13 protein-coding genes are annotated in these 12819 nt (G+C 62.9%); 7 read left to right on the forward strand and 6 right to left on the reverse strand.

What is annotated here, in order from left to right; genetic code table 11:
- Positions 1-67: 67 nt before the first annotated feature.
- From H620_RS0105010 to H620_RS0105020, 3 genes are all read right to left on the reverse strand, one after another.
- Entirely contained in the window at positions 68-1732 is a 1665-nt protein-coding gene (locus H620_RS0105010) for a cation acetate symporter (protein WP_023379240.1), read from the reverse strand.
- On the reverse strand, positions 1729-2040 hold the full coding sequence (locus H620_RS0105015) for a DUF485 domain-containing protein (RefSeq protein ID WP_023379239.1): 312 nt from the start codon (positions 2038-2040) through the stop codon (positions 1729-1731). Before H620_RS0105015 ends, H620_RS0105010 begins: the two co-directional genes overlap by 4 nt.
- 368 nt (positions 2041-2408) lie before the next feature.
- Positions 2409-3269, reverse strand: coding sequence for a glycine betaine ABC transporter substrate-binding protein (locus H620_RS0105020; RefSeq protein WP_027906882.1), 861 nt, complete (start codon positions 3267-3269; stop codon positions 2409-2411).
- 197 nt (positions 3270-3466) lie between these two features.
- Between H620_RS0105020 and H620_RS0105025 the strand changes: the two genes are divergently transcribed.
- Positions 3467-5032 (forward strand): glycoside hydrolase family 17 protein, encoded by a 1566-nt coding sequence (locus tag H620_RS0105025; RefSeq protein ID WP_023379237.1) that lies wholly within the window; start codon positions 3467-3469, stop codon positions 5030-5032.
- A gap of 37 nt (positions 5033-5069) precedes the next feature.
- Here the strand turns inward: H620_RS0105025 and H620_RS0105030 are convergent, their stop codons facing one another.
- Complete coding sequence (locus H620_RS0105030; protein WP_023379236.1) at positions 5070-5435, reverse strand: hypothetical protein; 366 nt, start codon at positions 5433-5435, stop codon at positions 5070-5072.
- A gap of 208 nt (positions 5436-5643) precedes the next feature.
- Here H620_RS0105030 and H620_RS0105035 point away from each other — a divergent pair, with 208 nt between their 5' ends.
- Together H620_RS0105035 and H620_RS0105040 are read left to right on the forward strand one after the other, a co-directional pair.
- On the forward strand, positions 5644-6942 hold the full coding sequence (locus H620_RS0105035; protein WP_023379235.1) for an alpha/beta fold hydrolase family protein: 1299 nt from the start codon (positions 5644-5646) through the stop codon (positions 6940-6942).
- Positions 6935-7744 carry an MlaA family lipoprotein gene (locus H620_RS0105040; protein ID WP_023379234.1) on the forward strand — a complete coding sequence of 270 codons (810 nt, stop codon included), beginning with the start codon at positions 6935-6937 and terminating at the stop codon, positions 7742-7744. Before H620_RS0105035 ends, H620_RS0105040 begins: the two co-directional genes overlap by 8 nt.
- Before the next feature lie 51 nt (positions 7745-7795).
- On the opposite strand, the gene H620_RS0105045 is transcribed toward H620_RS0105040, so the two are convergent.
- Together H620_RS0105045 and H620_RS0105050 are read right to left on the reverse strand one after the other, a co-directional pair.
- Entirely contained in the window at positions 7796-8938 is a 1143-nt protein-coding gene (locus H620_RS0105045) for a patatin-like phospholipase family protein (protein ID WP_023379233.1), read from the reverse strand.
- A 53-nt stretch (positions 8939-8991) separates the two neighbouring features.
- Positions 8992-9927, reverse strand: coding sequence for a lipid A biosynthesis lauroyl acyltransferase (locus H620_RS0105050; protein WP_023379232.1), 936 nt, complete (start codon positions 9925-9927; stop codon positions 8992-8994).
- 111 nt (positions 9928-10038) lie between these two features.
- Here H620_RS0105050 and minC point away from each other — a divergent pair, with 111 nt between their 5' ends.
- The 4 genes from minC (at position 10039) to H620_RS0105070 (ending at position 12748) form a co-directional block, all read left to right on the forward strand.
- A complete protein-coding gene (gene minC, locus H620_RS0105055) occupies positions 10039-10797 on the forward strand; it encodes a septum site-determining protein MinC (RefSeq protein ID WP_027906883.1) in 759 nt (252 codons plus the stop codon).
- Positions 10798-10894: 97 nt separating this feature from the next.
- A complete protein-coding gene (gene minD / locus H620_RS0105060) occupies positions 10895-11707 on the forward strand; it encodes a septum site-determining protein MinD (RefSeq protein ID WP_023379230.1) in 813 nt (270 codons plus the stop codon).
- A 3-nt stretch (positions 11708-11710) separates the two neighbouring features.
- Positions 11711-11965 carry a cell division topological specificity factor MinE gene (gene minE / locus H620_RS0105065; RefSeq protein WP_003252572.1) on the forward strand — a complete coding sequence of 85 codons (255 nt, stop codon included), beginning with the start codon at positions 11711-11713 and terminating at the stop codon, positions 11963-11965.
- 147 nt (positions 11966-12112) lie between these two features.
- A complete protein-coding gene (locus H620_RS0105070) occupies positions 12113-12748 on the forward strand; it encodes an RluA family pseudouridine synthase (protein ID WP_019472567.1) in 636 nt (211 codons plus the stop codon).
- The last annotated feature ends 71 nt before the right edge of the window (positions 12749-12819 follow it).

A 12819-nucleotide genomic window follows, 5' to 3' on the forward strand; every position in this document is an offset into this window, starting at 1 on the left:
CCGGCCTGGTACGAAAAAACCGCGATACGGGTCGCCCCGTATCGCGGTTTTTTTACATCTTCAGTGTTTAGTGGGACACAGCGCCAGAAGCCCCCAGGCCCGTTTGCGAACGAACGAACTGCGGGAAGAACAGCGCACGCTCGTCTTCGGCGGCCTTGGACTTGTCGGTGACCGAGAAGAACCAGATACCGACGAAGGCGATCAGCATCGAGAACAGCGCCGGGTACTCGTACGGGTAGACCGGTTTTTCGTGGCCGAGGATCTGCACCCAGATGGTAGGGCCGAGGATCATCAGCGTCACCGCGCTGACCAGCCCCAGCCAGCCGCCGATCATGGCGCCACGGGTGGTCAGCTTCTTCCAGTACATCGAGAGCAGCAGCACTGGGAAGTTGCAGCTGGCGGCGATGGAGAAGGCCAGGCCGACCATGAAGGCGATGTTCTGCTTCTCGAACAGAATACCCAGACCGATCGCCAGCACGCCCAGGGCGATGGTGGTGATCTTCGACACGCGGATCTCGTCCTTGTCGTTGGCCTTGCCCTTGCGCCAGACGCTGGCGTAAAGGTCATGGGACACCGCCGAGGCACCGGCCAGGGTCAGGCCGGCGACCACCGCCAGGATGGTGGCGAAGGCCACCGCCGAGATGAAGCCGAGGAACACACTGCCACCCACGGCATCGGCCAGGTGCACCGCCGCCATGTTGTTGCCGCCGATCAGGGCGCCAGCGGCGTCCTTGAAGTCTGGGTTGGTGCTGACCAGCAGGATCGCGCCGAAGCCGATGATGAAGGTCAGGATGTAGAAGTAACCGATGAAGCCAGTGGCATACAGCACGCTCTTGCGAGCTTCCTTGGCGTCACTGACGGTAAAGAAGCGCATCAGGATATGCGGCAGGCCAGCGGTACCGAACATCAGCGCCAGGCCCAGGGAGAACGCCGAGATCGGGTCCTTGACCAGGCCGCCAGGGCTCATGATCGCCTCGCCTTTGCTGTGCACCTTGATCGCTTCGGAGAACAGGGTGTTGAAGTCGAAGCCCACGTGCTTCATCACCATCAGCGCCATGAAGCTGGCACCGGACAGCAGCAGCACGGCCTTGATGATCTGTACCCAAGTGGTGGCCAGCATGCCGCCGAACAGCACGTACAGGCACATCAGGATACCCACCAAGATGACCGCGACGTGGTAGTCCAGGCCGAACAGCAGCTCGATCAGCTTGCCCGCGCCGACCATCTGCGCAATCAGGTAGAACGCCACCACCACCAGCGAACCGGATGCCGACAGGGTGCGGATCTCCTTCTGCCCGAGGCGGTAAGAAGCCACGTCGGCAAAGGTGTACTTGCCCAAGTTACGCAGCCGCTCGGCGATCAGGAACAGGATGATCGGCCAGCCGACGAGGAAACCGATCGAGTAGATCAGGCCATCGTAGCCAGAGGTGAACACCAGCGCGGAAATACCCAGGAACGAGGCTGCCGACATGTAGTCGCCGGCGATCGCCAGGCCGTTCTGGAAGCCTGTGATCTTGCCGCCGGCAGCGTAGTAGTCCGCCGCCGACTTGTTGCGTTTGGAGGCCCAGTAGGTGATGCCCAGGGTGAAAGCGACGAAGGCCACGAACATGGCGATCGCCGACACGTTCAGCGGCTGTTTCTGCACCTCGCCGGTCAGGGCATCGGCAGCCCACACGGCGGGTGCGAAAGCACCGCAGGCCAGTACGGCCAAGGCTTTGGCGTGGCGAATCATTGTTGCGCCTCCTTCAGGATGGCCTTGTTCAGCTCATCGAACTCGCCGTTGGCGCGGCGAACGTAGATGGCGGTGAGGACGAATGCCGAGACGATCAGACCGACGCCCAGGGGAATGCCCCAGGTGATCGACGACTCAGGGCTGAGCTTGGCGCCCAGAATCTGAGGACCGTAGGCGATCAGAAGGATGAAAGCGCAGTACAGGCCGAGCATGATTGCCGAGAGAACCCAGGCAAACCGTTCGCGTTTGGTGACCAGCTCCTTGAACCGCGGGCTGTTTTGTATCGAGAGGTAAATGCTGTCGTTCATTGTTTTTGTCCTAGCAGCACAGATAGGGGATGGAACCCACACCCTTACTTTATGCTGCCTTTGGACACCAACCAGACGACCTTAGTCTTAGATGCAACGGTGTTTTACAGAATCCGTAAAAAAGCTGTGCTGGTCTTGGGTCTTGCACAGGCACGTAGATAGAGCGCCGCCCGCGCGGCGCATCGCCAGCAAGGCTCGCTCCTACGTGGGTTCACGGCCAGGGAGGTCTGTCATTGCGCGCAGACCCACACGAGCGATTGGCCCGAAACAAACGCAGGAGCGAGCTTTGCTCGCGATGCGCCGCGCGGGCGGCGCTCGATCTCACAGGCGCTCAAGGATCAACGGCAAGCACCTCCCCCTACCCGTGATTACTTGCCAGTCCACTCCTTGACCCGCTCTGGGTGCTTGGCGACCCAATCCTTGGCCGCTGCCTCAGGCTTGGCCCCTTCCTGGATCGCCAGCATCACCTCGCCGATCTCGTCCTTGGACTGCCAGCTGAACTTCTTCAGGAACTCCGCCACTTCCGGTGCCTTGGTGGCCAGTTCCTTGCTGCCAATGCTGTTGACGGTCTCGGCAGCGCCGTAGACGCCTTTCGGATCTTCAAGGAACTTCAGCTTCCACTTGGCGAACATCCAGTGCGGCACCCAACCAGTCACGGCGATGGACTGCTGCTTGGCATAGGCACGGCCCAGTTCCGCGGTCATCGCCGCGCCCGAACTGGCCTGCAACTTGTAACCGGTCAGGTCGTAGTCCTTGATGGCCTGGTCGGTCTTGAGCATCACACCGGAGCCGGCGTCGATGCCGACGATTTTCTGCTTGAAGGAAGTATCGGTCTTGAGGTCGCCAATGCTCACCGCCTTGACGTACTCGGGGACGATCAGGCCGATCTTGGCATCCTTGAAGTTCGGGCCATAGTCGACCACGTTGTCCTTGTTCTTGGCCCAGTATTCGCCATGGGTCACCGGCAACCAGGCCGACAGCATGGCATCGAGCTTACCGGTGGCCACGCCCTGCCACATGATGCCAGTGGCCACGGCCTGCAGCTTCACGTCATAGCCGAGTTTTTGCTTGATCACTTCGGCGGCCACGTTGGTTGTAGCCACGCTGTCGGCCCACCCATCCACGTAACCGATGCTGACTTCTTTGGCCATTGCCTGAGCCGCGCTCATGGCCAATACCATGGCGGTGCCCACGCCCAGGAAACGACGCATTTTTGTAAAAGTAGCCATCAAAGCATTCCCTCGTCAGGTCTTGGAGATTGCATCATCTGCCTGCCACACAGGCACCCCTGCTCCATCTGCGACCTTTACCCGAACCATATGCGACAGCACTTCGCCATTAGCGCCATATCTCTGCACCGCTCTGCGCGATCCTTGCATGCCAAAGCATTGGCGCCAGGCTACTATCTATCCTTTTGTGCCTGACGATGGACCGCCTGATGCCCACTGCTGCCCGCTGGACGCTGCCTGTATACCTGCTTGCCTGCCTGCTGGCCCTCATCGGGCTTGGGGCGCTCTGGTACGGGCTTGGCAAGCCGGTGCACCTGGCCGATGCGGCGAGCCCCACGCACAAGCTGCAGTGCGCCTCGTACACCCCTTTCGACAAGGACCAGTCCCCTTTCGACCAGCCATTTCGCCTGCGCCCGGCGCGGATGGACGCCGACCTGGCGCTGCTGGCTGAACGATTCAAGTGCATCCGCACCTATTCCATGACCGGTCTTGAAGCCATTCCTGCACTGGCCCGCAAACACGGCCTGAAGGTGATGCTTGGGGCCTGGGTCAACGCCAATCCGGTGGACACCGAAAAGGAGGTGGACTTGCTCATCGCGGCGGCCAACGCCAACCCCGATGTGGTCAGCGCGGTGATCGTCGGCAACGAGGCGCTGCTGCGCAAGGAGGTCACCGGTGAACGGCTTGCGGGGTTGATCGCCAAGGTCAAGGCCCAGGTCAAGGTGCCGGTGACCTACGCCGATGTCTGGGAGTTCTGGCTACAGCATCCACAGGTGGCACCTGCAGTGGACTTCCTGACCATTCACCTGCTGCCCTATTGGGAAGATGACCCACGCGGCATAGACGATGCCCTGGCCCATGTTGCCGAGGTACGCCGCGTGTTCGGCAACCGCTTCGCCCCCAAGAACATCCTGATAGGCGAAACCGGCTGGCCCAGCGAAGGCCGCCAACGGGAAACCGCCGTGCCCAGCCGGGTCAACGAAGCACGCTTCATCCGCGGTTTCGTCGCCATGGCTGAGGCAAACGGCTGGGATTACAACCTCATCGAGGCCTTCGACCAGCCCTGGAAGCGCGCCAGCGAGGGCGCGGTGGGAGGTTACTGGGGGCTTTACGACGCCGACCGGCAGGACAAAGGCGTGCTGGAAGGGCCCGTGAGCAACCTGCCCTATTGGCCGCAGTGGCTATTGGCTTGCGGGATGCTGATGGCGGCCCTGCTACTGCTGGCCGGGCGCCCTGCGACGCCTGAGGCGGCTTTTCTGCTGCCGCTACTGGCTGCGTTTGGTGCAGCCTGCCTGGGGCTGTGGGGCGAGCTGATGCGCACCCATGCTCGGTTTGCCGGTGAATGGGTGTGGGCTTTACTGCTGGCTGCGCTGAACCTGCTGGTGCTGGTGCACGGTGTGCTGGCGCTGACGCGCCACGAAGGCTGGCGAGCGCGGCTGTTCGCCTGGTTGCAGGCGCGCGCCGGATGGCTGTTGCTCGCTGGAGGTTTCGCAGCGGCGGTCAGCATGCTGGCGATGGTGTTCGACCCACGCTACCGCAGTTTCCCCACCGCCGCGCTGGCTTTGCCGGCGGTGGTGTACCTGCTGCGGCCAGTGGCAACGGCGCGGGCGGAAGCGGCCTTGCTGGCGTTGATCGTGGGTGCTGGCGTGGCGCCGCAGCTGTTCAGGGAAGGGCTTGAAAACCAGCAGGCCTGGAGCTGGGCGGTGGTGAGTGTGCTGATGGTGGGCGCGTTGTGGCGCAGCCTGCGGCTTAGGAAGGCGTGAAACTGCAGCCCACCTTGGCATTCAACCCTTGCGCATCTCAATCCCTACCCCGCCGTACCAACCGCAACCCGGCCAAAACCACGGCGAACACCGCCATGCTGGCGGTATACAACACCAAAGCCGGAATGCCGAACAGCAGTGCCAGCACCGCCAACCACCAGCCCGCCCTGCCCGGCACCACCTGGGCGAGCAACGCCAGGCCCAGCCCGGCCCAGGCCAGTAGCTGGTAATGGATCCCCAACCCCAGCAACGCGCGCGCCTGGCACTGCCAGTACTCGCCAGGCGCCGTGCACAGCCCGACCCATTGGCTGTCTTCCATCAACCCATAGCGCACGCCGTAGCTTGCAGCCAGCCACAAGGCCAGCGCCGTGAGCAGCACAATGGCCGGCAACGAACGAGACATCCAGTTCTCCAATAGCGGTAATCGAGGGTCTTCATGATCGCCCAGGCCTAGGACTAAGGCAAAATCACATCCCGACAGCTAAGGTGCACAGAACCTGCATCGCCATAACATCTGGGGCGACAAAGACCACCGCACCGGGCAACTTTGCCCCGGATAACGTGGTCCTAGCCTGCGTACCGAATTACCTTGCGCTTTTCTGGGGGAACACATGCTTCGACCTTTGCGCCTTGCCGCCCTGCTCTGCGGCCTGCTCATGGCTGTGGCCGCGTCGGCGCGTGATATTGACGCCGCGAGCTACGGCTACCCCTTGACCAACCCGTTCGAGGCCACCATCGCCACCACGCCGCCCGAGCAGCGCCCGGCCTTGCCCAGCGACGATGACATCAACCAGGCCGATTACAGCCTGAACCTGCGCCCCGAGCGCGAATTCACCTTGCCCGACAACTTCTGGTCGGTGAAGAAACTCAAGTACCGCCTGGCCCGCCAGGACCGCGAAGCGCCGCTGATCTTCATCATCGCCGGCACCGGCGCGCCCTACTCCAGCAGCATCAACGAGTACTTGAAGAAGTTGTTCTACCAAGCCGGCTTCCATGTGGTGCAACTGTCGTCGCCCACCAGCTGGGACTTCATGAGCGCCGCCTCGCGCTTCGCCACACCGGGCGTCAGCCAGGAGGACGCCGAGGACATGTACCGGGTCATGCAGGCGGTACGTGCGCAGCACCCGCGCCTGCCAGTGAAGGACTTCTACCTCACCGGCTACAGCCTCGGTGCACTGGACGCAGCGTTCGTCAGCCACCTCGACGAAACCCGCCGCAGCTTCAACTTCAAGCGCGTGCTGCTGCTCAACCCGCCGGTCAACTTGTATACCTCGATCAACAACCTGGACAAACTGGTGCAGACCCAGGTCAAAGGCATCAACCGCAGCACCACATTCTATGAACTGATGCTGAAAAAGCTCACCCGCTACTTCCAGGAAAAAGGCTACATCGACCTCAACGATGCCCTGCTGTACGACTTCCAGCAGTCACGCCAGCACTTGTCCAACGAACAGATGGCCATGCTGATCGGCACCTCGTTCCGTTTCTCGGCAGCCGACATCGCCTTCACCTCCGACCTGATCAACCGCCGTGGCCTGATCATTCCGCCGAAGTTCCCGATCACCGAGGGCAGCAGCCTGACGCCGTTCTTCAAGCGCGCCTTGCAATGCGACTTCGACTGCTACCTGACCGAGCAGGTCATTCCCATGTGGCGGGCACGCACCGACGGCGGCAGCATCCTGCAACTGATCGACCAGGCCAGCCTCTATGCCCTGGAAGACTACCTGCGCAACAACGATAAGATCGCGGTGATGCACAATGCCGACGATGTCATCCTCGGCCCAGGCGATATCGGTTTCCTGCGCAGGGTGTTCGGTGATCGCCTGACCCTTTACCCCCATGGCGGCCATTGCGGCAACCTCAACTACCGCGTCAACAGCGACGCCATGCTGGAGTTCTTCCGTGGTTAAGAAATTGCTGCTTGTCTGCGCCCTCCTCGCTGCTGGCAACACCCTGGCGGCAGAGCGCGCGCCGCGCGCCAGCGTGATCGAGGCCGACCCGGTCGTGACCCCCGAGTCCGATGGTTTCCTCGACCCGCTGCGCGAACTGAAATTCAACCCTGGGCTCGATCAGCGCGAATTCGAGCGCTCGACCCTGGAAGCCTTGAACATCTATGACCCGCTGGAGTCGATCAACCGGCGCATCTACCACTTCAACTACCGCTTCGACCAATGGGTGCTGTTGCCGCTGGTCGACGGGTACCGCTACGTCACCCCAAGCTTCGTGCGTACCGGCGTGAGCAACTTTTTCAACAACCTGGGTGATGTGCCGAACCTGGCCAACAGCGTGCTGCAGCTGAAGGTCAAGCGCTCGGCGCAGATCACCGCGCGGCTGATGTTCAACACCATCATCGGCGTCGGCGGGCTGTGGGACCCGGCAACCAAGATGGGCCTGCCGCGTCAGAGCGAAGACTTCGGCCAGACCCTGGGGTTCTATGGCGTGCCTGACGGGCCTTACATCATGCTGCCGATCCTCGGGCCTTCGAACCTGCGCGACACCACGGGGCAGGTAGTGGACTACGTTGGCGAGCAGGCGGCCAACTACCTGAACGTTGCCGAGGCCAGTACGGACCACCCGGAAATCCTGGCACTGCGTGTGGTGGACAAGCGCTACACCACCCAATTCCGCTATGGCCAGCTGAACTCGCCGTTCGAGTACGAAAAGGTGCGGTATGTGTATACCCAGGCGCGCAAGCTGCAGATAGCGGAGTGACAGAGCAGGGGCCGCGTGCGGCCCGATCGCCGGCAAGCCGGCCGCGATGGCTCAGAGGTTGAGGAACTGGCGCAGTTCCTTGCTCTTGGCCAGCGCATCCCGCCGCCCGAGTTCGATCAGTTCACTGCAGTAACTGGCCTCGAACAGCAGATAACTCAACACCCCCGCTCCGCTGGTCCGGGTCGCGCCCGGCCCGCGCAGGAACAGCCGCAAAGCCGCAGGCAGTTCACGCCGATGCCGCGCTGCGATCTCGTCCAGCGGCTGGCTGGGCGCCACCACCAGCACATCGATCGGCGCCAGGCCCAGGCGCCGCGCGTCCAGGTGGGCCGGCAACAGGCGGCTCAGGTAATTGAGGCGCTGGAGCAGCTCGATATCGTCTTCCAGGCTGTCGATGAACGTGCTGTTGAGCATGTGCCCGCCGATCTGCGCCAAGCTGGGCTGCTGGCCACTGAACACGCGCTGGGTCGGCAGGGGCGGTGCCGGCCGCTGGGGGTTGCCGCTGACCCCCACCACCAGCACCCGGCTGGCGCCCAGGTGCAGGGCCGGGCTGATAGGGGCGGACTGACGTACCGCTCCATCACCGAAGTATTCGTCCCCCAGCCTTACCGGCGCGAACAGCAACGGGATAGACGCGCTGGCGAGCAGATGCTCAATGGTCAGGGGCGTGGGCACACCGATGCGTCGATGACGCAACCACGACTCGATGGTGCTACGGGCCTGGTAGAAGGTCACCGCCTGCCCTGACTCGTAGCCGAAAGCGGTGACCGCCACGGCGCGCAGCTGTTCGCTGGCCAGGGCATGGCCGATGCCATCCAGGTCCAAGTGCGACTGCAACAGGCGATGCAGGGGTCGGTTGTCCAGGAGCGCGACCGGCACCGGCCCTCCCAGCCCCATCAGGTTGTGCGCGACAAAACGGCTGGCCTGACGGATGACGCCAGGCCAGTCGCTGCGCAGCACCAGGTGGCTGCGCAGGTTCTGCCAGAATGCGGTGAGCCGGTGCACCGCCTCGGTGAAGCGGGTGGCGCCACTGGCCAAGGTCACGGCGTTGATGGCGCCGGCCGAGGTGCCGACGATGACCGGGAACGGATTGGGCGCACCGGGTGGCAGCAGCTCGGCGATGCCGGCCAGCACACCGACCTGATAGGCAGCACGGGCACCGCCGCCGGAAAGGATCAGGCCTGTGGTTGAGGTCATCGATTCATCCTGTCTGTTCTGACCTTAATCGCCGGAACTGGCCACACGGGAGGTCAGCGCTTTTTCTTGTCGTACAGCCGTGGCGCACCTTCAGGGCGCGACTTGAAGCGTCGGTGCGCCCACAGGTACTGCTCGGGGCACTCGCGCAGCACGCTTTCGACCCACTGGTTGATACGCAGGCAATCCGCCTCTTCGCTTTCACCAGGGAAATCGGCCAGCGGTGGATGCACCACCAGACGATAGCCGCTGCCATCTTCCAGACGCTTCTGGGTGAAGGGAATGACCTGCGCCTTGCCCAGGCGGGCGAACTTGGTGGTGGCGGTCACGGTTGCCGCCGGAATGCCGAACAGCGGCACGAACAGGCTCTGCTTGGCGCCGTAGTCCTGATCCGGTGCGTACCAGATCGCCCGGCCCGAACGCAGCAACTTGAGCATCCCGCGCACATCCTCACGCTCCACGGCCAGCGAATCGAGGTTGTGACGCTCGCGACCGCGACGCTGGATATAGTCGAACAGCGGGTTGCCGTGCTCGCGGTACATGCCGTCAATGGTGTGCGCCTGGCCGAGCAATGCGGCGCCGATTTCCAGGGTGGTGAAGTGCACGGCCATCAGGATCGCGCCCTGGCCCGCCTGCTGGGCTGCCTGCAAGTGCTCGATCCCCTCGATGTGCGCCAGGCGAGCCAGCCTGGCCTTCGGCCACCACCAACTCATGGCCATTTCGAAGAATGCGATGCCGGTGGAGGCGAAGTTGGCCTTGAGCAGACGCCGCCGTTCGTCGTCCGACAACTCCGGGAAACACAGCTCCAGATTGCGTGCGGCAATGCGCCGGCGCTCACCGGCCACCCGGTACATCAGCGCGCCCAGGGCACTGCCAAGCCACAACAGGGCACGGTAGGGCAGCTGCACCACCAGCCACAGCAGGCCCAGGCCCAGCCACAGGCCCCAGAATCGCGGGTGAAGGAAATAGGGTCGAAAACGCGGGCGTTCCATTGAAGCTTCCGGCAAGACAAAGAGCGCGCATTCTACATCGGTTCGCCGCCGGTTGCGGCCAACCGGTCTTATCGTTATAAGTCAGGGCACTTTTTTCGCAACAAGCCGTCTATGCAGACCATGAGCCCAAACCACACACCCGACACCCCCACCGTGTTCCAGCTCAAGGGCAGCATGCTCGCCATCACTGTGCTGGAACTGGGGCGCAACGACCTCGAAGCCCTCGATCGCCAGCTGGCGGCGAAAGTGGCTCAGGCCCCGAATTTCTTCAGCAACACGCCGCTGGTGCTGGCGCTGGACAAGCTGCCGGCCGACGAAGGGGCGATCGACCTGCCTGGGTTGATGCGCATCTGTCGCCACCATGGCCTGCGTACCCTGGCGATTCGTGCCAGCCGTATCGAGGACATCGCCGCGGCGATCGCCATCGACCTGCCGGTGCTGCCGCCGTCCGGGGCCCGCGAGCGACCGCTCGAGCCCGAGCCCGAAGTGAAGAAGCCCGAGCCGGCCCCTGCCCCGCCGCCACCGCCCGAGCCAGAGGTGCGCCCGACCCGCATCGTCACCTCGCCGGTGCGTGGCGGCCAGCAGATCTACGCCCAGGGCGGCGACCTGGTGGTCACAGGTTCGGTCAGCCCAGGTGCGGAACTTCTCGCCGATGGCAACATCCATGTGTACGGCGCCATGCGCGGCCGTGCCCTGGCAGGTATCAAGGGCAACACCAAGGCGCGTATCTTCTGCCAGCAAATGACCGCCGAAATGGTCTCGATCGCTGGCCAATACAAGGTTTGCGAAGACCTGCGCCGCGACCCGCTGTGGGGCTCGGGTGTGCAGGTCAGCCTGTCTGGCGACGTGTTGAACATCACCCGTCTTTAACGGATACTTGCCGACATTTTTAGGCAACATTTTGTGCGTTGCCGTTTTTTGTATTTTGCAGGGACCCGCGTCCCGACTTATTTAGGGGTGAAACACCTTGGCCAAGATTCTCGTGGTTACTTCCGGCAAGGGGGGAGTGGGCAAGACCACTACCAGCGCCGCCATCGGTACCGGCCTCGCACTGCGTGGCCACAAGACTGTCATCGTCGACTTCGACGTGGGCCTGCGTAACCTCGACCTGATCATGGGCTGCGAACGCCGCGTGGTGTACGACTTCGTCAACGTGGTAAACGGCGAAGCCAACCTGCAGCAGGCCCTGATCAAGGACAAGCGCCTGGAGAACCTGTACGTGCTGGCTGCCAGCCAGACCCGTGACAAGGACGCGCTGACTCAGGAAGGCGTGGAAAAGGTGCTGATGGAGCTCAAGGAGCAGTTCGACTTCGTCATCTGCGACTCGCCTGCCGGTATCGAGAAAGGCGCGCACCTGGCCATGTACTTCGCCGACGAAGCCATCGTGGTGACCAACCCAGAGGTTTCCTCGGTACGTGACTCCGACCGCATGCTGGGCATCCTGTCGAGCAAGTCGCGCCGCTCCGAGAACGGTGAAGAGCCGATCAAGGAACACCTGCTGATCACCCGCTATCACCCCGAGCGCGTGGAAAAAGGCGAAATGCTGAGCATCGCCGACGTCGAAGAGATCCTGGCGATCAAACTCAAGGGTGTAATCCCCGAGTCCCAGGCGGTGCTCAAGGCTTCCAACCAGGGTATCCCGGTCATCCTCGATGACCAGAGCGATGCCGGCCAGGCTTATAGCGATACCGTCGACCGCCTGCTGGGCAAAGAAAAGCCCCTGCGGTTCATCGAAGTGCCGAAGCAAGGATTCTTCGCGCGCCTGTTTGGAGGCAAGTAAACCATGAACCTTTTTGACTTCTTTCGTGGCAGACAGAAACAGACCAGCGCGTCGGTAGCGAAAGAGCGTCTACAGATCATCGTGGCGCATGAGCGCGGCCAGCGCAGCGAGCCGGATTACCTGCCGGCCCTGCAGAAAGAACTGCTCGAAGTGATCCGCAAGTATGTGAACATCGGCAACGACGATGTGCACATCGAGCTGGAAAACCAGGGTAGCTGCTCGATTCTGGAACTGAACATCACCCTGCCGGATCGCTGATTCGGCATCGGGTTGTGATCATTGGGGCTGCTTTGCAGCCCATCGCCGGCAAGCCGGCTCCTACACCCAACCGGTAGGAGCCGGCTTGCTGGCGATGGGCCGCAAGGTGGCCCCAATGGTTTACCCCGCTTTCACAGAGACCCCGCAATGCCGCTGTCGAACATCCAGATCCTTCACGAAGACGCCGCCATCCTGGTGATCAACAAACCGACCCTGCTGCTGTCGGTGCCAGGCCGTGCCGAGGACAACAAGGACTGCCTGATCACCCGCCTGCAGGAAAACGGCTACCCGGATGCACTGATCGTTCATCGCCTCGACTGGGAAACTTCCGGCATCATCCTGCTCGCCCGCGACGCCGACAGCCATCGCGAGTTGTCTCGCCAGTTTCACGACCGCGAGACGGAGAAGGCCTACACCGCACTGTGCTGGGGCCAGCCGGCGCTGGACAGCGGCAGCATCGACCTGCCGCTGCGCTACGACCCGCCCACCAAGCCGCGCCACGTGGTCGACCATGAGCAGGGCAAGCATGCCCTGACCTTCTGGCGCATCGTCGAGCGCTGCGGTGATCATTGCCGGGTCGAGCTGACGCCGATCACCGGGCGCTCGCACCAGCTGCGTGTGCACATGCTGTCGATCGGCCATCCGCTGCTGGGGGATCGGCTGTACGCCAACCCCGAGGCGCTGGCAGCCCATGAGCGGCTGTGCCTGCATGCGTCGATGCTGAGCTTTACCCACCCGGTGTCCGGCGAGCGCCTGAAGTTCGAGTGTCCGGCGCCGTTCTGATCCATCGGTGCTGGGTTCTTCGCGGGTAAACCCGCTCCCACAGGAACACCACTGGCCTTGAGGGCATAGGT

The sequence above is a fragment of the Pseudomonas taiwanensis DSM 21245 genome, from assembly GCF_000425785.1.
Taxonomy (GTDB): domain Bacteria; phylum Pseudomonadota; class Gammaproteobacteria; order Pseudomonadales; family Pseudomonadaceae; genus Aquipseudomonas; species Aquipseudomonas taiwanensis.

Coding starts and splice junctions, on each gene's coding strand:
- H620_RS0105035 (WP_023379235.1), top strand. CDS start 5,644: ATGCTTCGACCTTTGCGCCTTGCCGCCCTGCTCTGCGGCCTGCTCATG.
- H620_RS0105030 (WP_023379236.1), bottom strand. CDS start 5,435: ATGTCTCGTTCGTTGCCGGCCATTGTGCTGCTCACGGCGCTGGCCTTG.
- H620_RS0105010 (WP_023379240.1), bottom strand. CDS start 1,732: ATGATTCGCCACGCCAAAGCCTTGGCCGTACTGGCCTGCGGTGCTTTC.
- H620_RS0105015 (WP_023379239.1), bottom strand. CDS start 2,040: ATGAACGACAGCATTTACCTCTCGATACAAAACAGCCCGCGGTTCAAG.
- minE (WP_003252572.1), top strand. CDS start 11,711: ATGAACCTTTTTGACTTCTTTCGTGGCAGACAGAAACAGACCAGCGCG.
- H620_RS0105050 (WP_023379232.1), bottom strand. CDS start 9,927: ATGGAACGCCCGCGTTTTCGACCCTATTTCCTTCACCCGCGATTCTGG.
- H620_RS0105045 (WP_023379233.1), bottom strand. CDS start 8,938: ATGACCTCAACCACAGGCCTGATCCTTTCCGGCGGCGGTGCCCGTGCT.
- H620_RS0105070 (WP_019472567.1), top strand. CDS start 12,113: ATGCCGCTGTCGAACATCCAGATCCTTCACGAAGACGCCGCCATCCTG.
- H620_RS0105020 (WP_027906882.1), bottom strand. CDS start 3,269: ATGGCTACTTTTACAAAAATGCGTCGTTTCCTGGGCGTGGGCACCGCC.
- minC (WP_027906883.1), top strand. CDS start 10,039: ATGCAGACCATGAGCCCAAACCACACACCCGACACCCCCACCGTGTTC.
- H620_RS0105025 (WP_023379237.1), top strand. CDS start 3,467: ATGGACCGCCTGATGCCCACTGCTGCCCGCTGGACGCTGCCTGTATAC.